The organism is Streptomyces sp. NPDC127119, from assembly GCF_042677425.1.
In the GTDB taxonomy this organism is placed as follows: domain Bacteria; phylum Actinomycetota; class Actinomycetes; order Streptomycetales; family Streptomycetaceae; genus Streptomyces.
The window spans coordinates 15,260-36,829 of sequence record NZ_JBHXTO010000079.1 but is presented as its reverse complement, the minus strand read 5'-3'; the positions used below and the strand labels follow the sequence as shown (position 1 = coordinate 36,829).

General features: G+C 70.1%; 18 protein-coding genes and 1 pseudogene. 4 read left to right on the top strand and 15 right to left on the bottom strand.

All coding sequences use genetic code 11. The features are described 5' to 3' along the window. Nucleotides 1-37 precede the first annotated feature (37 nt). The 10 genes and pseudogenes from ACFVH5_RS28125 to ACFVH5_RS28080 form a co-directional block, all read right to left on the bottom strand. Entirely contained in the window at nucleotides 38-1,081 is a 1,044-nt protein-coding gene (locus tag ACFVH5_RS28125; RefSeq protein WP_385836526.1) for an SGNH/GDSL hydrolase family protein, read from the bottom strand. A gap of 294 nt (nucleotides 1,082-1,375) precedes the next feature. Further along, the gene (locus ACFVH5_RS28120) at nucleotides 1,376-2,167 is read right to left on the bottom strand and encodes a class II aldolase/adducin family protein (RefSeq protein ID WP_385836538.1); all 792 of its coding nucleotides are present in this window, start codon (nucleotides 2,165-2,167) and stop codon (nucleotides 1,376-1,378) included. Between the two features lie 27 nt (nucleotides 2,168-2,194). Beyond that, nucleotides 2,195-2,500, bottom strand: a pseudogene (locus ACFVH5_RS28115) (DUF4387 domain-containing protein); the annotation flags it as partial. After that, nucleotides 2,493-3,884 carry an acyclic terpene utilization AtuA family protein gene (locus tag ACFVH5_RS28110; protein WP_385836525.1) on the bottom strand — a complete coding sequence of 464 codons (1,392 nt, stop codon included), beginning with the start codon at nucleotides 3,882-3,884 and terminating at the stop codon, nucleotides 2,493-2,495. The gene ACFVH5_RS28110 and the pseudogene ACFVH5_RS28115, both read right to left, overlap by 8 nt. Beyond that, the gene (locus ACFVH5_RS28105; RefSeq protein WP_385836524.1) at nucleotides 3,868-4,983 is read right to left on the bottom strand and encodes an ABC transporter ATP-binding protein; all 1,116 of its coding nucleotides are present in this window, start codon (nucleotides 4,981-4,983) and stop codon (nucleotides 3,868-3,870) included. The genes ACFVH5_RS28110 and ACFVH5_RS28105 overlap by 17 nt, the downstream gene beginning before the upstream one ends. Further along, nucleotides 4,976-6,721: an ABC transporter permease gene (locus tag ACFVH5_RS28100; RefSeq protein ID WP_385836523.1), complete on the bottom strand. Its 1,746-nt coding sequence runs from the start codon at nucleotides 6,719-6,721 to the stop codon at nucleotides 4,976-4,978. Before ACFVH5_RS28100 ends, ACFVH5_RS28105 begins: the two co-directional genes overlap by 8 nt. Continuing rightward, nucleotides 6,718-7,845, bottom strand: a complete 1,128-nt coding sequence (locus ACFVH5_RS28095) for an ABC transporter substrate-binding protein (RefSeq protein WP_385836522.1) — start codon at nucleotides 7,843-7,845, stop codon at nucleotides 6,718-6,720. The genes ACFVH5_RS28100 and ACFVH5_RS28095 overlap by 4 nt, the downstream gene beginning before the upstream one ends. A gap of 249 nt (nucleotides 7,846-8,094) precedes the next feature. Then, entirely contained in the window at nucleotides 8,095-9,531 is a 1,437-nt protein-coding gene (locus tag ACFVH5_RS28090) for an ATP-binding protein (RefSeq protein ID WP_385836521.1), read from the bottom strand. Then, nucleotides 9,528-10,250 (bottom strand): response regulator transcription factor, encoded by a 723-nt coding sequence (locus tag ACFVH5_RS28085; protein WP_384796666.1) that lies wholly within the window; start codon nucleotides 10,248-10,250, stop codon nucleotides 9,528-9,530. The genes ACFVH5_RS28090 and ACFVH5_RS28085 overlap by 4 nt, the downstream gene beginning before the upstream one ends. A 76-nt stretch (nucleotides 10,251-10,326) precedes the next feature. Beyond that, nucleotides 10,327-12,534, bottom strand: a complete 2,208-nt coding sequence (locus ACFVH5_RS28080; RefSeq protein ID WP_385836520.1) for an MMPL family transporter — start codon at nucleotides 12,532-12,534, stop codon at nucleotides 10,327-10,329. 225 nt (nucleotides 12,535-12,759) lie between these two features. Here ACFVH5_RS28080 and ACFVH5_RS28075 point away from each other — a divergent pair, with 225 nt between their 5' ends. Next, nucleotides 12,760-13,479, top strand: coding sequence for a GntR family transcriptional regulator (locus ACFVH5_RS28075; RefSeq protein WP_385836519.1), 720 nt, complete (start codon nucleotides 12,760-12,762; stop codon nucleotides 13,477-13,479). Nucleotides 13,480-13,551: 72 nt separating this feature from the next. Here ACFVH5_RS28075 and ACFVH5_RS28070 read toward each other — a convergent pair whose 3' ends face one another. Then, a complete protein-coding gene (locus tag ACFVH5_RS28070; protein WP_385836537.1) occupies nucleotides 13,552-14,514 on the bottom strand; it encodes a zinc-binding dehydrogenase in 963 nt (320 codons plus the stop codon). A 122-nt stretch (nucleotides 14,515-14,636) separates the two neighbouring features. On the opposite strand from ACFVH5_RS28070, the gene ACFVH5_RS28065 reads away from it, so the two are divergent. Next, a complete protein-coding gene (locus ACFVH5_RS28065) occupies nucleotides 14,637-15,269 on the top strand; it encodes a TetR/AcrR family transcriptional regulator (protein ID WP_385836518.1) in 633 nt (210 codons plus the stop codon). 31 nt (nucleotides 15,270-15,300) lie between these two features. Here the strand turns inward: ACFVH5_RS28065 and ACFVH5_RS28060 are convergent, their stop codons facing one another. The 3 genes from ACFVH5_RS28060 to ACFVH5_RS28050 form a co-directional block, all read right to left on the bottom strand. Continuing rightward, the gene (locus ACFVH5_RS28060) at nucleotides 15,301-16,416 is read right to left on the bottom strand and encodes a DNA alkylation repair protein (protein ID WP_385836517.1); all 1,116 of its coding nucleotides are present in this window, start codon (nucleotides 16,414-16,416) and stop codon (nucleotides 15,301-15,303) included. A 142-nt stretch (nucleotides 16,417-16,558) separates the two neighbouring features. Further along, on the bottom strand, nucleotides 16,559-17,563 hold the full coding sequence (locus ACFVH5_RS28055; RefSeq protein ID WP_385836516.1) for a helix-turn-helix transcriptional regulator: 1,005 nt from the start codon (nucleotides 17,561-17,563) through the stop codon (nucleotides 16,559-16,561). Nucleotides 17,564-17,685: 122 nt separating this feature from the next. Next, nucleotides 17,686-18,141, bottom strand: coding sequence for an ATP-binding protein (locus ACFVH5_RS28050; protein WP_385836515.1), 456 nt, complete (start codon nucleotides 18,139-18,141; stop codon nucleotides 17,686-17,688). Nucleotides 18,142-18,314: 173 nt separating this feature from the next. On the opposite strand from ACFVH5_RS28050, the gene ACFVH5_RS28045 reads away from it, so the two are divergent. Next, nucleotides 18,315-18,680, top strand: coding sequence for an STAS domain-containing protein (locus ACFVH5_RS28045; RefSeq protein WP_384796645.1), 366 nt, complete (start codon nucleotides 18,315-18,317; stop codon nucleotides 18,678-18,680). 66 nt (nucleotides 18,681-18,746) lie between these two features. Next, nucleotides 18,747-19,937 carry an epoxide hydrolase family protein gene (locus ACFVH5_RS28040; protein ID WP_385836514.1) on the top strand — a complete coding sequence of 397 codons (1,191 nt, stop codon included), beginning with the start codon at nucleotides 18,747-18,749 and terminating at the stop codon, nucleotides 19,935-19,937. A 75-nt stretch (nucleotides 19,938-20,012) separates the two neighbouring features. Here ACFVH5_RS28040 and ACFVH5_RS28035 read toward each other — a convergent pair whose 3' ends face one another. Continuing rightward, complete coding sequence (locus ACFVH5_RS28035) at nucleotides 20,013-21,482, bottom strand: NB-ARC domain-containing protein (protein WP_385836513.1); 1,470 nt, start codon at nucleotides 21,480-21,482, stop codon at nucleotides 20,013-20,015. Between the last annotated feature and the right edge of the window lie 88 nt (nucleotides 21,483-21,570).

Genomic DNA, 21,570 nt, shown 5'->3' with positions numbered 1-21,570 from the left:
CCAGCGGTCGGTTCCAGCGGTCGGTTTCGGCGGTCGGTCAGCGTTCGAGGAGGGCGATGCGGATGGCGCGTTCGACGTGTGCGGCGGCGTTGGCGTGTCCGGCGGCGTTCGGGTGGACCAGGGTGATGCGCTTGCCGATGAGACGGCAGTCCAGCAGGGTGCCGGGGAGGTTGCCGGGCCAGTAGTCCTCGGCGGCCCCGCAGATTCCCTCGACCCACTTGGTGTCGGCGGGCTGACAGGCGTCGTGGCCCACGCTGGAGGAGTACACGTCGACGTAACGGTCGCCGAAGAACTCCGAGACCTGCCTGATCGTGTTGTTCAGCGGCTTGAGGACGTCGTCGCGGAGCCAGTCGACGTCGGCGTGGGTGATCGAGCCGAGCTCGCTGAGGGAGAGTCGGTTGCAGGCACTGCCCTCTTCCGGCAGGACGGCCGGGTAGCCGACCGTGATCACCTTGGCGTGGGGCGCGGCCTGGTGCACTCGGGCCAGCATCTCGATGTACTCGTCCTGGACCCGGGCCAGCTTGTCCTGGACGCTCTCCTCCCCCTCGGGGGGATTCGTGTAGTGGTCGCGGCAGGACGCGCCCGTCGCACCCTTTGTCAGGCAGGTGAGGAGCATGCCGCCGAAGGGCAGGCTGTTGCCGCCGACTCCGACGGTGACGACGTCGGTCTGGTCGTTGAGTCCGGCGCGCTCGATCTGCGGGTCCACCGCGGGCCAGCCGTCGGCGGGTGGCTGGACCGGGCTGATCGGCGTCTGACGGGCGGCGGCGACGTCGGCGATGGTGGCGTTGCCGCAGCTGACGTTGGTCAGGTGGACGGGCTTGCCCGGCGGGAACTCGTCGAGCTCCCGCTCGACGACGCCGGGGTAGGCGTCGGAGGTACGGTCGCAGCCGTCCCGCGACGCGTCACCCAGTGCGGGCTGGGGGGCTCCGACGAACCCTCCGGCGGTGTACGAGTCACCCAGCGCGGCCCACTCGTACCGGTCGGCCGCGCCGGCTGAGCCCGAGGGCGCGAGCACGGCCACGATCAGCGCGAGTCCGACGGCCAGCGCTCGCTTGCGCGGGCGGGAGACACGGTGTCGCATGGATCCTCCAGGATCTGCAAGAGACGCCCTGGCCGGACGTGCACCAGGGCGCAGAGCACCACGTCCAAGAGCATCCACGCCGCCGTCGTGCCTCTTTCGGCGAATGGGGTCCCCCACCCCCCGATCGAGCTAATTGATCAGATCGTCGTGCCACCACCGCGCACCGCCCGACAGCCACGTGCGACAGCCGCGTACGACAGCCGCGTACGACAGCGGGCGGCGGCCGGGGTCCGCCGCGACAGATGCTTTCGTGTCCGTCGGCAGACCTCGGCCGCCGCCTCGGGCGGACGGGTTCTAGTCGAAGAGGTCCGGGTCCGTGCGGGTTATCTGGTCGAAGAGGGGCTGGAACTGGAACCAGCCCGCCAGGTCGAAGCCCACCTGCCCGTAGGTGTGCTTGGCCTCCTCGTGGGGGATCTGGATCGTGGATCCCGCTGCCTTGGCGGCGAGTTGGGCCTGGGCCGAGCGTTCCATGGTGATGAACCAGTACGCGGCGGCGTCGACCGAGCCCGCAGCGGTGAGCAGGCCGTGGTTGCGCAGGATGACGGCCTTGTGTCCGCCCAGTGCCTCGGCGATTCGCCTGCCCTCCGCGGGGTCGTCGGCCACGCCCGAGTAGTCCTCGTAGCAGCCGTGGTCCTCGTAGAAGGCGCAGGCGTCCTGGGTGAGCGGTTCGAGCCGCTGGCCCGTCGCCGACAGCGCCTTGCCGTACACCGAGTGGCTGTGGGCGGCGCCGACCGCGTCGGGCCGTGCCGCGTGGACGGCCGCGTGGATGGCGAAGGCGGCCCGGTTCACCCGGTGACGCCCCTGCACCACCTCGCCCTGGTGGTTGACGAGCAGCAGGTCGCTGACCTTCACGTGCTTGAAGGACACGCCGAAGGGGTTGACCCAGAAGTGGTCGGGGAACTCCGGGTCGCGTGCGGTGATGTGTCCGGCGACCCCTTCCTCGAACCCGAACCGGCCGAAGATGCGCAGGGCCCCCGCGAGACGTTCCTTGCGATGCCGTCGCTCGGCGGCCGGATCGGTGAATACGGTGGGGAGCCGGAAAGTCAGTTCCTCCTCCGGGATCGGGGTCAGATCCTCCCGGGTCAGCCGGTCGGGCACCCTCAAGGCGGCCAGCGGGACGTGGTGTTGGCCGGCGTGGATGTCCCGGTCGCGGAGACCGGCCTGGGTGACGGGGCGCGGGAAGGAGATCTTGACGACGTTCAGTGCCGGGATACGGAAGATCTGGACCTGCTCGGCGTCCACCCGGTAGAGGTCGGCGACGACCGCCTCGTTGAGGAAGGACTCGTCGGCGGCGACGGCGTAACCGGCACTGTCCTTCATGAAGGTTTCCATGGTGACCCAGAACGGTCCGGCGTTCTTGGAGCGGATCTCGGTCGCGTAGTCGCCCAGCACGGGCGAACGGGTGGCGTGCTCAGACATGGGAGACCTCGCGGGAGTGCTGGGTACGGAACATGCCGGTGGGCGAGTCGACGTCGACGACGTGGTTCAGGACGAACTCGTAGGCCGCCCCGCGCTGGGTCTCCGCCGGTGAGGTGGCGAAGGCGAAGCTGGGCAGGTACTCCATCTCCGGCAGCGGGAGGTGCAGCATGAGGGGGTTGGCGACCTTGGCTATCGCCGTCGCGGTGGCCTGCGAGGGTGCGCTGACGAGGAGCATGACGCCGACCTCGCGGGGTGGCCCGGAGTCGGGGTCGATGTCTTCGAGGATGGCGTTGTGGCCGTAGAGGCGGATGTCCAGGCCGTAGTCGTCGCCGGTCAGTCCGAGCGTCTGGCTGACGCGCTCGGTGAGGATGACACGCAGGAGCGCCGCCCAGCGGTCGATGTTGGCGACGATGTACGGGTCGCGGATGCCGGTGAACGAGACGGTCTCGTAGCCGGTGACCCTGGCTCCTTCGAGTTTGATGGTGTGCTGCTCGGCGGGCTCGAAGCGTGATCCCTCGACGCGTACCCGGCGCTCGTCCAGTGCCGTGTAGGTGGCGTCGGAGACGTCCAGCGTGCCCGCCGGTTCACGCATCCGGTACGGGTTGGCCGTCTCGTACAGCATGTGTGCCGCCACCGAGATCGGCGTGCAGGCGTTGGCCGGGTCGAGGGGCTCGATGGTGAATCCGTGCTGGTCGATGGTGGCGAAGACGCCTCCGGCGCGCGGGTCCGTGGTGCACTGTCCGCCGCATTCGACGATCTTCGAGGCGTGCCAGGTGGGTCCGGCCGGCATTCCGAGCATCAGCGGGACGGCGGCGGCGAGGGCGGTGTCGGTGGCCCGTCCCGCCAGGACGACCTGGGCGCCCGCGCGGATGGCGTCGACGAAGGGTTCGTGGCCCATCATGCCGACGATGTGCGTGCAGCTTTCGAGTGTCTCCGGCTCCAGGGGGCCGTGCGGGGCGAGGGGGTGGATCCGTCCCGCGTCGAGTTCGTCCTTGAGGAACGTGGCTTCCTGCTCGCTGTAGATCCGGGCGATCTTCAGGTCGAGGCCTTCCTCGGCCATGATCTGCTCCGCGATCCCCGCCACCCAGTCGACACCGGAATCGGTGCCGCTGGTGCCGCAGGAACCCACGATGAGGGGGATGTCCGCGGTGGCGGCGGCCTTGAGGAGGATGCGCAGATCGCGGCCCACTGCGGCGGCGGTCGTCTTCGCGACACCGGCGCCGAGGTAGTGGGGTCCGGAGTCGGTGGATCCGCCGTCGACCGCGATGACGTCCGGCTGGAGGGTCAGGCCGCGCTCGATGCTCTCCGGGGTGAAGCCGGCACCGAGCATGCCGGACGGCGTCAGGATTCCGACCTGCGCGGCGGAGTCAGTGGACGGGGGCATGGTGGTTCTCCTCGTTGGAGTCGGCTTCCTCGTGGAAGATGCGGATGTCTTCCGGCGGAAGGCTGACGGTGAGTTCACCGGTGGTCGCCGGGCGCGTGGTGGTCACGATCACCGGGGTGCCGCCGATGCGGATGGTGTACCGGTAGTGGTCGCCGAGGTAGGCCTGGTTGTCGACCTTGGCCGTCAGCGTGTCGAGGGGTTGGCCCACATCGGCGCCGCCGCGGCGGATCTCGATGTTCTCGGGGCGGATGCAGATCCGTACCGGCCCCAGGCGCCTGTCCGGGTGCGGCACCCTCAGCGGTTCGCCGACGCCGTCGACGCGGATCACCGCATGGGTGCCGTCCGCCTCGACGACGGTGGCGGCGAGGAGGTTGGCGGTTCCGACGAAGTCGGCGACGAACAGGTCGGCCGGGTGCTCGTAGATCTCGGTGGGGGTGCCGACCTGGCGTACCCTCCCCTGGTCCATGACGGCGACGCGGTCACTGACGGACAGCGCTTCGTCCTGGTCGTGGGTCACGAAGACGGTGGTGACCCCGACCTGTGACTGGAGGGTCTTGAGCCACTGCCTGGAGCGGTCGCGGAGTTTGGCGTCCAGGTTGGAGAAGGGTTCGTCGAGGAGCAAGAGGTCGGGTGGGTGGGCGAGGGCGCGGGCCAGCGCGACCCGCTGCTGCTGGCCGCCGGACAGCTCGTGGGGGTAGCGGCCCGCGTGGCGGCCCAGTTCGACGAGTTCGAGGACTTCCCGCACCCGGCGGTCGCGTTCCACCCTGGGGGTCTTGCGGAGCTTGAGGGGATAACCCACGTTCTGCGCAACCGACAGGTGCGGCCAGATGGCGTAGGACTGGAACACGACACCGCAATTGCGGTGCTCCGGTTCGACATTGACGCGTCCGTGGTCGAAGACGACACGGTCGCCGAACGCGATACTGCCCGAGTCGGGCCGGTGCAGGCCGGCGATCGACCACAGGGTGGTGGACTTTCCGCAGCCGCTGGGCCCCAGCAGGGTGAATATCTCGCCGTCCCGGACGGTGAGTGACACCTCGTGCAGAGCGGTGTGCCGCGCGAATTGCTTGGTGATTTTGTTCAGCTGGAGACTAGGCACGCGGACGCACCCCCAGCAGGGCGCGACCCGCGCCCAGAACGACCAAGGTGATGACCATCTGGATTACTCCCAACGCGGCGACGGTCCCGCCGATGCTTGTTGCCGCGAGTTGCAGCATGGTGAGGCCGAGTACGGGGGTCTCGTCGGTGACGAGGAAGACCGCCGGTTCGGCGTCGTTGAGCATGGCCACGAAAAGCAGCACGAATGACGCGCCCATGGCGGGTGCGACGAGGCGGAGGACGACGGTGCGCATCGCCGTCCACCAGGTGGCACCCGAGGTACGGGCGGCATGGTCGAGATCGGCGCCGATTCCGGCGAGCGCCGGATAGAAGGCGCTGTAGCCGAGGGCGAGACTTCTGACGGCGAACGCGATGCCGATTCCCCACAGGCTGGCGCGTATTGCTCCGGACCTGTCGAGGAGGGCGAAGCTCCAGAAGAACGCCATACCGGTGACGAGCGCCGGCATCATGCGCGGCCAGAGCATGCCCTGTTGCAGGGAGCCGCGAAAACGGAATCGTGAGCGGTGTGCGACCACCGAGAGAACGGCGATGGCAAGAGTCGTCAGCGCCCCGCCGACCGCCGCGATGAGAAGGCTGTTGACGATCGAGTCGGTGTAGAGCGGATTCTCGAACACGGCGGAGAAGTTGCTGAAGGTCAGCACGCTCCACGGGGAGATGAAGGGCGACAGGATGGAGGTGAATGCCGCCAGCACGACTCCGGCGAGGGGAACCAGAACGAACACCAGCACGAAGAAAGCGAGACCTCCCGCCACCACCCACCGAGCGCGGCCCAGCTTCAGAATCCGGACGCCGGTGGGTTTTCCGGTGGTCGTGGTGAAGCGCGCGGTATCACCCACGAGCCGGTTCCGCAGCACGAGGAGTCCGGAGACCGTGATGAGCAGGAACACCGCACCGGCGGAGACCAGGCCCTGCTGGGCGTCGTTCACCCAGTGGTCGTAGAGATACGTGGAGATCAGACTGATCTTGCTGGAGAATCCCAGAATCAGTGGCAGCCCCAGTACTTCCATCGAGAGGGCGAAGACCAGGAGCGCCGCGTTCGTGATCGCCGGACGCATCAACGGCAGGCTGACGGAGAGCAGGCTGCGCAGTGGACTCGCGCCCGACGTACGGGCGGCGTCCTCCAGGGACGGGTCGATCGACAGCAGCGTGCCGCGGCACAGCAGGAACACGGTGGGCGAGGCCACGCTCATCGCGACCATGGCCATTCCGGGAATGCTGTAGAGATTCACCGGCATGCTCAGGACCGTGTTCGCCTCAAGCCAGGAGGACGCGAATCCCGCCGGGGTCCACATGGCCGCCCAGCCGATGATGAGGACGAGTCCGGGCAGCGCGATCGGTACGAGCAGGAACGTCGTCAGTGCACGGCGTCCGGGAACGTCGGTGCGGGTGAGGAACAGCGCGCACGTCACGCCGACGAGAAGGGATCCGGCGGTGTTGAGGGCGGCGAACAGGATCGAGTTGGTGACCGCGGTCCACCAATTGCGGTCGGTGAGCAGCGCGTCGAAGTTGTTCCACGTCAGATGCCCGCCTGCATCGTAGAGCGGTGTCGACCACACGGCGGCGGCCACGACCGGGACGACGGAACCGACGATGACCAGCAGGGCGAGTGCCCAGAGAACGTAGTGGCTCGCGTTGGTCGAGATCCAGCGCCGTCGGGATCCTTTCGGCGGTGGTGAGGGGATACGGGCCGGTGGCGGCCGGAGTCGGACGGTGCTCATCGGCCGTACGCCTTCTTCCAGCGGTCGACGATCTCCGGCTTGTTCTTGACGATGTCCTTGGGATAGCCGCCGAGCATCATGTTGTCGGCGCCGACGACCTTTTCCACGGCCGGCAGACCGTAGGCGCATTCCACTCCGTCGCGGTACGGAGTAAATCCGCCCTTGCAGGCGGCCTCCTGGCCCTCGACCGACAGCAGGAAGTTCACGAAGAGCTTTCCCGCGTCGGGTGACTTCGCCTTCTTGGTGACGGCCACGGCCCTGGGGAGCAGCGGCGTTCCGTCCGTCAGATACGTATAGTTGAGAATCTTCGACGCCTCCTCCCCCTCGATCAGCGCCCGGACCGATCCGGCCACGAAATAGGTGGCCTGGTACTGCCCTTGGGCCAGTTTCTGCATGAGGTTTCCGTTGCCCGACTCGACACCGGTGTTCGGGCCCAGGGCCTCGATGTTCTTCCACCCCGCGTCTCCGTGCGCGGCGGTGTAGTTGCTGACCGCGCCGAAGGAATGGGGATTGCTGATGTCGGTGGTCCCGATCTTCCCTTTGAGGGACTTGGACAGCGCGGCGAGGGATTTGAGGTCCTTGGGCTGCTTGTCCTTGGGAATGAGCGCGGTGTTGTACACGGCGACGAGCGGGTCCTCCGACATGGAGACCACACCCGGGGCGAGTTGTGCGTATGCGGGAAGGTGTTTGAGGTTGGGGTCCTCGTAGTCGAGGACATTGCCCTTGCTGACGAAGTTCAGTACCTCCACCGCGTCCGTGGCCATCACGACGTCCGCGGTGCGTACACCGGTGGCGGATTCGGTGGCGTAGCGCTGGAAGGTCTGCGGGTCGTTCATGTTGAGCACGCGCACGTCGATCCCGGCGTACTTCGCCTCGAAGGCCTTGGTGAGCGGTGTCATCTGGTCGGCGTCCGCGTTCGTGTAGAGGAGGACCGATCCCTGTTTCTCGGCCCTGGCCACCGTGGCCGCGTCGAGCGGGGTGACGGGCGCCGCCTTGCCCACGTCGACCGAGGACGTCGGCTTCGCCGACCCGTCCGTACCCGTGGAGCCTCCGCACGCGGCCAGAACGACCATGCAGGCGGCTGCCAGGGCGAAGGCCCTGGCCCTGGGGAGTGAGATCATCATTGATCCTCCACTATTTGCTATAGCACTAGTGCCGTAGATGGACGGGGAGATTTCTGGACGGGGCACACGGAACGCGTGGCCCGGTACGCAGGACTCGGGATGCGGATTGCGGGTGCGGGACTCGGTGTTCGACGGGGTCAGCGCACCAACCAGGGCGGTGTGTACGGCGATGGGCCGGGCGGGGCCGCTCATCGCCCCGCGGAGCTGAATCACCCCACGGAAGAGATGGTATTTGCTACAGCATGATTGTCAACCAGTTGCGCCGCGGGGAGCGTGCGGGAGCCGGATGGTGACGGTGGTGCCGACTCCCACCTCGGACTGCACCCGTACCTGTCCCTGGTGCGCGTGGACGATGGCCTCCACGATGGCCAGGCCCAGGCCCGAGCCGCCGTAGGCGCGGCTGCGGCTGGCCTCGGCGCGCCAGAAGCGTTCGAAGACGCGGGGCAGGTCCTGGGCGGCGATACCGGGACCGTCGTCGACGACACGCAGCTGTACGTCCTTGCGGTCCCGCGTGATCTCGACCCGTACGGCGGTCCCGGCGGGCGTGTGCTGGACGGCGTTGCCGACGAGGTTGCGCAGGACCTGCTGGAGGCGGTTGGCCTCACCGACGACGGGTGCCTCCGGTGCGGTCGCCATGGTGATGGCGCGTCGGGGATAGATGATCTGGGCGTCCTCGACGACGCTGGCGGCCAGCGCCGTGAGATCGACGTCGTGCCGCTCGACGGGACGGCCGGCGTCCAGGCGTGCGAGCAGGGCGAGGTCCTCGACGAGCAGGCGCATCCGTCCCACCTCGTTCTCGATGTGTTCGAGCGCTGTCTCCAGGCCCGGTCCGGAGACCCCGCCCTGGCGGTGCAGATCGAGCCAGCCCGAGATGGTGGAGAGCGGGGTGCGCAGTTCGTGGGAGGTGTCGGCCGCCAGGGAGCGGACGGTCGCCTCCGCGCGGGCCTGGGCGTCGAAGGCCCGGTTGACCGCCTCGGCGAGCCGGTCGGTCTCGCTGCCGTTCCGGGTGGCCGGCAGCCGTTCCGTGAGGTGGCCCTCGGCGATGGCGTCGGCGGTACGGGCCATCCGGGCCAGGGGCCGCAGACCGAGCCGCAGCACGATGACGGCGAGGGCGAGCAGGAGCAGCAACGCGGCTCCCACCAGGACGAGTTGGCGTTTGACGAGTACGGCGACGGTTCCGTCGCCCACCGAGGAGTCGATGGTGAGGACGAGCGCCACCGGCCGTACGGCGGCTTCGTCGGGTCCGCGGTCGACGGTGAGTCCGGGGCTGGGGATACGGATCGCCGCGAGGCCGTGCTCCTTGTCGTGCCCGTCGTAGTCGACGATGGTGCCGGCCGGGGCGGTCGTGCTCAGCTCGGCGACCGGGCGGGCCGCCGAGGACGCGGAACCGGTGCTCAGCAGCACGTCGTTGTCGGCGTCCACGGCGACGAGGCCCAGCGGCGGCCCCAGGAGGGTGCCGAGTTGGTCGCCGTCGGCGGTCTGCGGGCCGCGTCCGACGACTTCGGTGATCCGGTCGGCGTACGTTTCGAGGGTTCTCTCGTAGCGCCTGTCCAGGTAGTCCTCCAGGAGGACGCCGGTGATCACGGCGCTGGCCGTCAGCCCGGACACGAGCAGCACGGCCAGGCCGGTCAGCAGACGCAGACGGACACTGGAGAAGGACCAGACACGGCGGTCGCGGAGTCTCATGTGCGGGCCTGCTCCCGGAGGGTGTAGCCGACGCCCCGGACGGTGTGCAGCAGGGGCGGGTGGCCGTGGTCGATCTTGCGGCGGAGGTTGGAGACGAAGCGCTCGACGACGACGGTGTCCCCGCCGAAGTCGTACTGCCAGACCGCTTCGAGGATCTGGGCGCGGGACAGTACCTGGCCCTGGTGGCTCAGGAGGTAGTGCAGCAGGCGGTACTCGGTGGGTGAGAGTTCCAGAAGGCGCCCCGCGCGACGGACCTCGTGGCGGGGGTCGTCCATCGCGAGGTCCGCGAGGGACAGCGCCGGCTCCTCGGGCGCGGCCGGCGCCCCGCTGCGGGCCCGCCGGAGCAGTGCCTGCAGTCGGGCGCCGACCTCGACGACGCTGAAGGGCTTGGTGACGTAGTCGTCCCCGCCGAGCCGCAGTCCCCGTACCCGGTCCTCGATCGCGTCGCGTGCGGTGAGGAAGAGGACCGGCACCTCGATACCGCGGTCGCGCAGCAGCTGGAGGATCTCGAAGCCGTCGGCGCCGGGGAGCATGACGTCGAGAACGATGACGTCGGGGGGCCTGCGGGCGACCTGTTCGAGCGCTTCGGTCAGGTCGCCCGCCACGTCCACCTCGAATCCGGCGAACCCGAGGGCCGAGATCAGCAGGCGTCTGATCCCCGGGTCGTCGTCGATGACGAGCACCCGGTCGGTGGTCTCCGGCGCGTCGACGGCGTTCATACGTGCTCCTTGTACGGGCGGGTCGGGCTGCCCGAAGGCCGTCGACACAGGTCCTGAGTCCACCGGCACGGGCCGGTCAGATGCTCACGGGAGCGGACTGCTTGTCGGCGGCCCGGGGCTCGGCGTCGGGCGCGTGGAAGTTCTCGCCCTCCACGTCGAGCCGGGGCAGGAAGCGGTCGAGGCGCCGGGGCAGCCACCAGGCCCGGTCCCCGAGGAGAGCCAGTACCGCAGGCACGAGCGTCATACGGACCAGGAAGGCGTCCACCATGACTCCGAAGGCCAGGGCGAAAGCGATCGGCATGATATCCGCGTCGTGCGAGAACAGAAAGCCGACGAATACCGAGATCATGATGAGGGCGGCGGAGGTGACCACGCGGGCGGCGTTGCGGGCTCCGGTGAGGACGGCGGCGCGGGCGTCCCGGTGGCGGACGTAGTCCTCCCGCATGGCGGACACGAGGAACACCTCGTAGTCCATGGCGAGTCCGAAGAGCACGGCCATGACGATGATGGGCATGAAGCCCGCCACCGGCCCGGTGCTCGCCACTCCCAGCAGGCCGGCCAGCCAGCCCCACTGGAAGACCGCGACGGTGGCTCCGAACGCGGCTCCGACGGACAGCAGGAATCCGATGGTGGCCTTGACGGGGATGGCGACGGACCGGAAGGCGATCATCAGGAGGAGCAGGGAGAGACCGACCACGACGACCGCGAAGGGGACCAGCGCGCCGCTGAGTTTGTCGGAGACGTCGATACTGACCGCGGTCAGGCCGGTGACGGCGACATAGCTGCCCCCGGACGCGGCGAGGGGCTTCATCTCGGTGCGCAGCCGGGAGACCAGGTCGCTGGTCTCCCGGGTACGCGGTCCGGTGTCGGGGATGATCCGGATGCGGGCGGCCGACTCGTCCTCGGCCACGTCGACGCTGCTGACGTCCGCGATGCCCCTGACGTCCCGCAGCCTGTCCTCGACGGCGGTGGCCGTCGCGGCGACGGCGGTCGGGTCGTCGTCCTCGACGAGGATGACGAGCGGGCCGTTCGCCCCGGCTCCGAAGGCGTCACCGACCAGGTCGTAGGCCTGACGGCTCGACGTCGTGGTCGGGCTGTTGCCCTCGTCGGTCAGGGCGAGCTTGAGCTGCAGGGCCGGGAGGGCGAGGGCGACGAGGGCGACGGTTCCGAGGATCAGGGTGCGCACCGGGCGGCGCAGTACGCCTTCGGTCCAGCGCACGCCCATGGAGGGCCTGCCCGGTGCTCGTGCCGCTCGCCGGCGCCAGCGGGTGCCGGCCCTGGGGGTGAGCCTGCGTCCGCACATGCCCAGCAGTGCGGGGAGCAGTCCGAGCGCCAGTACGACCGCCACGGCCACGGCTCCGGCGGACGCGAGGCCCATGGAGGTCAGCATCGGGACACCCGCCACCGAGAGTCCGGCGAGTGCGATGACCACGGTGGCCCCGGCGAAGACGACCGCGCTGCCCGCGGTCGCGTTGGCCCTGGCGACGGACTCCACGACGGGCATTCCCGTGGCGAGTTGGGCCCGGTGGCGCGAGACGATGAACAGCGCGTAGTCGATGCCCACGGCGAGCCCCAGCATCATCGCCAGGGTCGGCGCGCTGTCGCTCACGCCGAGCACCGTGGCCGCGCCCATCATGGCCGCCATGGTGCCGACGACACCGAGGACCGCGGTGATCAGCGGCAGTCCGGCGGCGAGCAGCGAGCCGAAGGTGATGACGAGGATGACCAGGGCCACGCCCAGTCCGACCATCTCGGGAGGTCCGAAGGGCGAGGTCGAGGGGGCGTAGGCGTCACCGCCGTAGACCGTTTTGAGACCCGCCTGCCGGGCCTGCTCCCCCGCCTCCTTCACTCCGTCGAGCGTGCCGGCGGGCACGTCCTCGTCCTTCTTCGTCGTGAAGGCGACCTGCGCGACCGCCGTGCGGCCGTCCTCGGAGACGGTGTCCTCCTCGACCGGGTCACCGACCTCGGCCACCCCGTGCACATCGCCCATCGCGGCGATGACGGACGCCAGCGACTCGCGCAGATCGGAGTCGGTCACCTTGCGGCCGGAGGGGGCCTGGAACACGATGTCCGCGGACTGGACGTCCGGGGAGGGGAAGTGACGGTCCATCTTGGTCAACGCCGTCTGTGCCGGTGACCCGGGGATGGAACCGCTGTCCTCGAAGGAGCCGGCGAACGAGAAGCCGAGACCGGTCACCGCGGCGAGCGCCAGGAGCCATCCGACCAACATCGTTCGCCACCGTCGGGCGCCGAGCGCGCCCAGCCGGTACAGAAGTGCTGCCATGCCTGCATCCCCCATGGGTTAGGTGGTTGAGGCACTGATGCTGCTCGGCGGACTTGACGGCCGCCCCACGCCGAACCTGACGGTTTCTTGACGGGTTGCCCGACGACATCCCCGGCGGGCTCTCCGGCGCGCTTGCGGACGAGCTCCTCGACGAGCTCCCGACGAGCCTCTCCACTGCGGGATCGCTTGTTTGACATTTATGCTGTAGCAAATACCATGTTCCGCATGGCTCTGCTCCCTCAGCTCTCGTCCCCGGTCACCCTCGGCGATCAGGCGTACGCCGCGATCCGCGAGGCCATCGTCACCGGAACCCTGAAGCGCGGGGAGAAGGTCACGGAGCGGGGCCTGGCGGAGTCACTCAGCATCAGCGCGACCCCCGTCCGCGAGGCGCTGCGACGCCTGGAACAGGACCGGCTGGTGGAGCGGACGGGGCCCAGGTCGGTGCGTATCGCGCAGTTCGGCAAGGAGGAGCTGCGCGAGTTCACCATGATGGAGGACGTGCTCCGGGCGCTCGCCGCCCGGCTGGCCGCGGAGAAGTCGACGGCGGCCCAGCGCCGCGAGATGTCCGACTGCCTGGACAAGGCGGACGCCCTGCGCGGCGCACTGCGCGACGCGGACCCCGGCACCGACGCGGAGCGGGACCTGGTGCTGGAGATCCAGGCACTCATGCGCCACTTCCACATGATCGTGGACCAGGCCAGCGGCAACGCGACCCTGATCCAGATGCTGCGTACCGTCGACGCCTTCGGTTCGGAGGAGCGACGGGACAGCATCCTGTCGGAGGTGCGCGGGGCGCACTCGAAGGTCGTCGACGAGCGGTACAGACAGCATCGGATCATCTACGAGGCCATCGCCGCCGGCAACGGCGAACGGGCCGAGGAGTTGATGCGGGCGCACAGCCACACCTCGAACATCTCCCGGATCGCGACACGCTTTTCGAGCTGAGCCGAGTTGGGCCGAGCCGAGCTGACGCGGTCACTCCGTGCGGGGCCGCGGAGAGGGCTGGGAGAGCGAGCGCTACGGAGTCAGCACGATCCTGCCGAAGACCTCACCGTCGTCCATCTTCCGGTGGGCCAGTACGGCCCGGTCCAGCGGGAGCAGTTCATGGACGACCGTGGCCAGCTCACCGCGGCCCGCGGCGGCGAACTGTTCGCTCCGCACCGCATGCCGGTCGGCCGAGGTGACGGTGTCCGCGCTGAAGGTGGCGAAGGACAGCGACTTACGGAACGCGGCCATCAACTTCGTACCGAAGTCCGCCGGTGGCTGGCCCGCCACGACGCCGACGGCGACCATACGGCCGTTCGGGTTGAGCCTGTCGAAGAACGACGGCAGGTCGTCACCGGCGACGATGTCGATGATGACGTCGTAGCCCGCGGGAGCGTCCTGGCCGCCCTCACCTGACCGGTCCAGCACATGGGTGGCGCCCAACTGCCGCAATCGCGCGCCGCGTTCGGCCGACGACGTGGTGACCGCCACCGCGGCGGCACCACCCTTGGCCGCCAACTGGACGGTCATGATGCCGATGCTGCCGGCCGCGCCGCGCACCAGGACCGTCTCACCGGGGGCGAAACGGGCGTGTGCCAGTGCGTAGTGGGCGACGACTCCTGAACTGCCGAGCGTCACCGCGTCGGCGGCGGAGAGGTCGTCGGGGAGGGGAAGGATCTCCTGCACCGGAGCGACGGCCTGTTCGACATAGCCGCCGCCCGTGCCGGTGAACCCCCAGACCCGTCGGCCGACCCATGACGTGTCGACGCCCTCGCCCACCGCGGTGACCGTGCCCGCCACCTCGCTGCCGGGGACATGCCCCTCCTTGAAACCGTAGGCGGCCAGAGCGCCGCTCCGGATCACGGTGTCGACACCGCCGACGCCCACCGCTTCCGCGGCGATCACCACTTCGCCGGCGGCCGGTACGGGTGCGGGCAGGTCGACCACGGCCAGCCCCTCGGGGCCTCCGTACGTACGGATCTCGATCGCCTTCAATGTCGTCTCCACGTGCTCGGATCGGTGTTCGGGCCGGTGCGCCGCACCCGATGACCTGGGCGGCTGCTTCCCTCTCCCGGACGCTAACGGACGCCCCCGTCCACTTAGGTAAAGTGAGAGCGGTGACCGATCATTTGCCTCACACCCTGCGTTCCGACGCCCTGGACAACCGCGAACGCATCCTCGACGCGGCCAGGAGACTGTTCGCGGCCGAGGGCCTGGACGTACCGATGCGGGAGATCGCCCGGCGGGCCGCGGTCGGCCCCGCCACCCTGTACCGCCGCTTCCCTACCAAGCAGGCACTGGTCACGGCGGTCTTCGCGGACCAGTTGCGCGCGTGCCGGGACATCGTCGACGAGGGGTGCGCCGATCCCGATCCCTGGCGGGGTTTCTGCCAGGTGATCGAGAGGGTCTGCGAGCTGCACGCACGCGACCGTGGCTTCACCGAGGCCTTCATGTCCACGTTCCCCGGCACGACGGACGTGGACGCGGGCCGTGAGTACACGGTGAGGGCGGTCGCCGGACTGGCCCGGCGCGCCAAGGAGGCCGGGCGTCTGCGTCCCGACTTCGTCCTGGACGACCTCGTTCTCATGCTCATGGCCAACAAGGGGATCCACTCCGCCTCGCCCGCCGCCCAGGTCATGGCCTCACGGCGGTTCGCGGGATTCGTGATCCAGGCGTTCGAGGCCTGCCCCCGGCACGCGCCGCTGCCGCCGCCGGCACGACTGGCGTCCGCAGAGCCCGGTTACGTCTGACGGCACCTGACGGTGCCGCGCGGTGGGCCGCTCAGGGCGTGTCCGGGGCCGCCAGTTCGAAGTCGGCGCGAGGCGTCGCGACTCCGTTGATCTGCAGGGAGATCGCGTGCTGCCCGGGGTGGTAGCGGCGCGTGGTGATCGGCCGGAACGAATGCTCCCGTGCGATGTCGGTCCATTCGCCCGGTGCGAGGGTGCGGGTGGTGAGCTTGAAGGTCTTGCCGGTCTGGCCGCCGTTGGCCTTGCGATGGTGGACGACGTAGTCGATCGTCAGCCGCGCCTGGACGTCACCGGTGTTGCGGATCGAGGCCGTGAAGCGGATGGTGCCGCCGAACGGGACGGTGTCCCGGTCCAGTTGGGGTCCGTCGACCTCCAGGGTCGCGGGAGCGAAACCGAGCAGTTCCAGGGCGCCGGGGTGGCCGCGTTTGACCAGGGTGCGCAGTCCGTGGCGTACCAGGCGCCCGGTGGTGGCGTCGGGGCTCTCCAGCCAGCGGCGGGCGGTGTCGACGACGAGCTCGGGATGGTCACGGCTGAGGTCGTTGAGGTGGTTGGCGACCGAGCGGCGTACGTAGTCGCTCTCGTCGCGGTAGAGGGCGTCCAGGACGGGCACGGTCACCGCGGGACGGGCCAGGATGTCCGGGACCCGTACCGCCCAGGGAAGGTAGGGGCGGGTGCCTTCGGAGGCCAGTCTGCGCACGTCGGCGTCGGCCGACCCGGTCCAGCCGCCCACGACGATGCCGAGGGCCCGGTCGAGGTCGTGCCGCAGCAGGGTCCTGATGGCGAACTCCGAGGACAGGCGCCCGGTGAGACTCGCCAGGAGGTCCATCGCGTCGTCGAAGGCCGCCGCCCCGCCCTCCTGGACGGCACGGGTGGCGAGCGCGCCGGTGACCGGCCAGATCAGCCAACCGGTGAACTCCGGCGCCTCGTCGCGCGCGGTACGTACGGTCCGAGCCAGCGCCGCGTAGTCACCCGGAAGGTCGGTGAGCAGTGCGTCGCGCAGCAGATCGGCGCGTTCCCGCAGGGACAACGGGTCGATCAGCCCGGGTGCCGCGCGCAGCGCCGTGAGTTCGGCCGTCGGGGCGGCCGTTTGAATGGCACGGGTGAGGCTGTCGACGGTGTGGCGGCCGATGAGTTCGTCGGCGAACGGCATGGCGGTCCCTCTGCTCGGACTGTCGGTCTGCGGGGCGGGGTGCGGCGGGCGGCGGTGGTGAGCTGCGTTCCAGGCTAGGAGCAGATCAGGACAGCTACGGTCCTGGTCTCGCACCGGACGCTGCCGGAGCCCTCCTCGGACGTCACCTCCGCGCCTCCGGAAGGGGGCGAGAAGCCTGGTCACCGCCCTGGCTGCCTGCCTGGTTGCCGCGATACAGGGCGTCGAGCCGGGCGAGCAGTGCCTCGCGCACGGGCTCCGGCGACAGGATCTCCAGCGGTGTGCGCAGGCTCAGGAGGTAGCCGGCGAGCTGGTCGGGATCGGAGCCGCCGATGGTGATGACCGTCGTGTCCGGTCCGTCGGCCTCGTGGGTGGCGACGATGGGGGCCACCAGCCGTCGGGCGTCGTCGTAGGACAGCGGGAGCCGGACGCGGGCGAAGAACGGGTAGCCGGTACGGGTGATGGTGTCGGAGACCATCTGCGCGGCGTCCGGGGCGTCGGGCAGTGCGACCACTTCCCCGGTGGACTCGACATCGACCACCCTGTCGACGCGGAACGTCCGCCAGGCCTCCCGGTCGACGTCGCGGGCCACGAAGTACCAGTGCACGCCGGTGTGGACGAGGCGGTACGGATCGACGCTCCGGACGGTGGTCGTGCCGTGCATGTCGCGGTACGTGAGGGTGGTGCGCTCGGACGCCCGGCACACGGAGGCCAGCAGCAACAGCACGTCCGCCGACGCCTGGGGCGGCTCGCAGCGCGGGGTGTGCTCGACGGTGGCGTCCAGACCGGCCAGGCGCTTCGCCATCCGGGTGGGCAGGATCTGCCGCAGTTTCAGCAGGGCCGACAGTGCTGCCGGGTCGGCGCCGAGCGCCGCGCCGTGGGCGGCCTCCCGGAGCGCCACGGCCACGGCGAAGACCTCGTCGTCGTCGAGGTTCAGCGGAGGCATACGGTTGCCCGCGCCGAAGCGGTAGCCGCCGCCCGGTCCCGGGATCGACTCGACGCCGTATCCCAGCTCACGCAGCCGGTCGATGTCCCGGCGCACGGTGCGCTCGGTGACGTCCAGTTGCCGTGCCAGTTCCGCGTTGGACCAGGTGGGCCTGCTCGACAGGAGGGACACCAGCCGCAGCAGCCGGGCGGAGGTAGCGATCACGGTCCGACCTTAGCGAGGTGCGGCGACACGGACAGCCACGGCCGGGACGCGGTCACGGTCGCAGTCGCAGTCGCAGTCGCAGTCGCAGTCGCAGTCGCAGTCGCAGGGTCACGGTGGGTCGGTCACGGTGGGTCGGACAGGGCGATGCGGGCCGTTATCCGTTTCCCGACCGGCTCCTGGTGGATCTGCAGGTCCTGGGCCACGGCCTTGACGATCTCCAGGCCGTGCTGTCCGACCCTGCCCGCGTCGGCGGCATGCGCCTCGGGGACCGTCGGGTCGCTGTCCCACACGATGACGTCCACGGTCTCAGGGGTGACGCGAAGCTCCATCAGGACAGGGCCGGGGGCGTACTTGCAGGCATTGGTGATCAGCTCGCTGACCACCAGCTGGGTCAGGTCCATCACGCGGGCGGATACGGACGCGTGCTGTCCGGTGCGGACCCGTTCGAGGAAGGCGGCGGCGTGATGGCGGGCGTCGGCGATGCATCCGTCGTCTCCGCCTATGGCGTAGCCGGTCTGCATCATCCGTCCGTCCGACTCGGTGCAGCCGTCACCGTCGTCGTGGGATCCCACCGGCATCGCCCTCATTCTCCGTTCACAGGCGCTCCGCTACCCGTGGACCCGTCATTCATGCATCGTACAAATGTGCTCTCCGGCACAACTGTGTGGGTGCGGGAAGGGGAGCGTTCGGGCACAATGGCCGGGCACCTGCCCGGGGCACGTCGGGGCACACAACCGCAGTCGAGGAGACGGTGACCAACATTCAGAGTGTGGACCAGCCAGGCCGGCTCTCCGTCGAGCACTCCGCGATCGACGGCATCCGTGTCGTGACCGTGCGCGGCGAGATCGACCACACCGTCAAGGACATGCTCGGCAAGGCCCTGCTGGCGCCCGACGGCACGGCGCATCCGCGCACGGTGGTCGACCTCAGCGGGGTGACCTTCATGGACTCCAGCGGGATCAGCGTCTTCATCGGCGCGTACCAGGCCGTGAGCGGCACCCAGGGCTGGCTGCGGATCGCCGGTGCCCAGGAGTCCGTACTGCGCATCCTGCAGATCGTCGGGATGGACACCTTGATCAGTTGCCACCCCACCATTGAACAGGCTGTGAACGCCTGAGCGAGCGCTCCGGCCCACGGTCCGCCGCGCGTGAGGGCGCGGCGGGCCCCGGATAGCATGCGTGCCATGTCGGACGCATCGCCTCGGCCGGAGCCGTTCACCCCGTACACCGAACCCTCGGCGCTCGAAGACCTCCGTACGCGGTTGCGCGCGACACGCTGGCCGGACGCCCCCGAGGACGCCGGATGGTCGCTCGGGACCGATGTCGGCTACCTCCGTGAACTCGTCGCGTACTGGGCGGACACGTTCGACTGGCCGGCGCAGGAGGCGGCGCTCGCCCGGCTGCCCCGCTTCCGCGCACAGCTCGGCGGCCTCGGCATCCACTTCGTGCACGCCCGTGCCGTCGCGCCGACCGGCCCCGTACTGCCGCTGGTGCTCAGCCACGGCTGGCCGGACTCGTTCTGGCGCTACTCGAAGGTCGTCCCGCTGCTCACCGATCCCGGAGCGCACGGCGCCGACCCCACGGACGCGTTCGACGTGGTCGTGCCGGACATGCCGGGTTACGGGTACTCGGACCGCCCCACCGGCCCGCCGCTCGACTCCATCGGTGTCGCCGGCCTGTGGGCCGAACTCATGGACGTCCTCGGCTACGCGCGGTTCGGCGCGGCGGGCGGGGACATCGGCAGCCACGTGAGCCGCTATCTGGCGCTCGACCACCCCGACCGGGTCGTGGCAGTCCACCGCATGGACGGCGGACTGCCCGTCTTCACCGGCGACCCGGCCGAGCTCACCCCCGAGGAGCGCGCCTGGTTCGCGAACGCGGCGGCCTGGGGTGCGAGCGAGGGTGCCTACGGCGCCATGCACCGCACGAGGCCCCAGACCGCCGCCGCCGGGCTCAACGACTCACCGGCCGGGCTCGCCGCGTGGATCGTCGAGAAGCTGCGGGCGTGGAGCGACTGCGACGGCGATCTCGAACGGAGCTTCACGAAGGACGAGATCCTCACGAACGTCACCCTCTACTGGCTCACGGGGACGATCGGCTCCTCCATGCGCATGTACCACGCGAACGGCGCGCTCCCGCCCGAGCAGCTGACCCGCCGGGTCGAGGTGCCGTCCGGTTTCTCGCTCTTCCAGGGCGACATCGTCCGCCCGCCGAGGGCATGGCTGGAACGCACGACGAATGCCGTGTACGTGAACGAGCCCGCGCGCGGCGGGCACTTCGCGCCGTTCGAGGAGCCCGAGCTCTACGCGGAGGAATTGCGGACGTTCTTCCGTCCGTACCGGGCGGCGGCGGCAGCGGCAGCGGCGAAGAACTGAAGACGCCGGTTGCCCTTGATGCCGTGGCTGCCGTAGCTGCGACGGATGCCCGGTGTCGCAGGGTCGCAGGCGTCGTCAGTCCGCCCGCTGCGCGTCGGGGCGCGGGGCCGCGCGGGCGACGACCGTGTTCCGGGCTGCCGATCGCAGGGCGAACAGCCGGGTGAGCGGGTGGAAGCGGTAGCGGCCCGGGGCGCGTGACTCCAGGAGTTGCACGTCGACCAGTTGCTCCAGGATCACCTCGGTCGCCGACACCGCCGCACCGGTCGTCGCGGCCGCCTCCGTGACGGTCAGCTCGCCCTGCCCCGCCGCCAGCAGAGGCAGCGCGAGAGCCGCCGCGCGGCCTGCGGATCCCCTGGCCAGCAGTTCCCGGTGGCCGGCGTCGAGGGCCGTGTGCATGTCCAGGTCCGCGAAGGACAGCTCCGCGAGGCGGCCCGCGGGATCGGCGAGCCGTTCGGCGAGTTCCCGTACCGGCCACCGTGGACGCGCCGCCAGGCGTGCGCCCGCGATGCGCAGGGCCAGGGGCAGATGGCCGCAGTGGTGGGCGATCGTCTCGACGGCGCCGCGTTCGGCGGAGAGCCGTCCGGGTCCGGCCCAGAGACCGAGGACCTCGATGGACGCCGGGGGTGTGAGGGGCGAGAGATGGAGGTGTACGGCTCCGTTGAGGGTGGCGAGGACACCGAGGCTGGTGACGAGGACCGCGCAGCCGTGTGCCGCGGGCAGGAGCGGACGCACCTGGGCGGCGTCCAGCGCGTTGTCCAGGACGATCAGCATCCGTCGCTCGGTGAGCAGTGTGCGGTAGGCCGCCGCCGCGTCCGCCTCGCTGCCGGAGCAGAGCCTGGGCTCGCCCAGCGCGCCGAGGAAGCGCCTGAGGACGGCGGCGGGCGGGACGGGACGCTCGTCGCGGTGCGATCCCCGCAGGTCGGCGTAGAGCTGGCCGTCGGGGAACCGTTCGCCGAGCCGGTGGGCCGCGTGGACAGCCAGTGCCGACTTTCCGACGCCTCCGGGGCCGTCGAGAGCGACCACGACGGGACCGTTCCCCCGCCGACCCGGGCGCAGCACGTCGAGCGTGTTCAACTCCCGCGTTCTGCCCGGGAGTTCGGGGATGTCCGCGGGCAACTGGCGAGGGACGGGGGCGAGAGCGCCGGGGTCGTCCGTGCCGGGCGGGCCCGCGCGGCCGTGGGGAGCCTGAGTCGTGCGGGTGCGGCGGGCCTCCTCCACCCGGTCGCGGGCCGTCGCGAGCTGCCGAAGCTCACGGCCGGTGGCGCGGAGGAGTTGGACCAGGGTGTCGAAACGGTCCGTCGGCGGAAGGGTCTTGCCGGCGAAGTAGTCGCCGATCACCCCGTGCGCCCAGCCGGTGAGCGCGGACAGCTGACGGTAGGTGGGCTGTGCTCCACCGTCCCTGCGCGCGGCGCGTCTGCGCAACTGGCGCAGCAGCGCGGCCAGTTCCTCGGTCGTGTCCACGGCGTCGTCCGGGCCGATGCCCGCTGCCGCCGCCCTCGGTTCTCCGTCCGCCTGATGTCCCGCCGCCCCCGGCCCGCCTGGCATTCGTTCGCATCCTCCGCACCGGCGCATGCCGGGCGAGCGCTGTGGGCGCCGCCCGGCCGAGGCCGACCGAACCTGTCCGGTGCCGCCC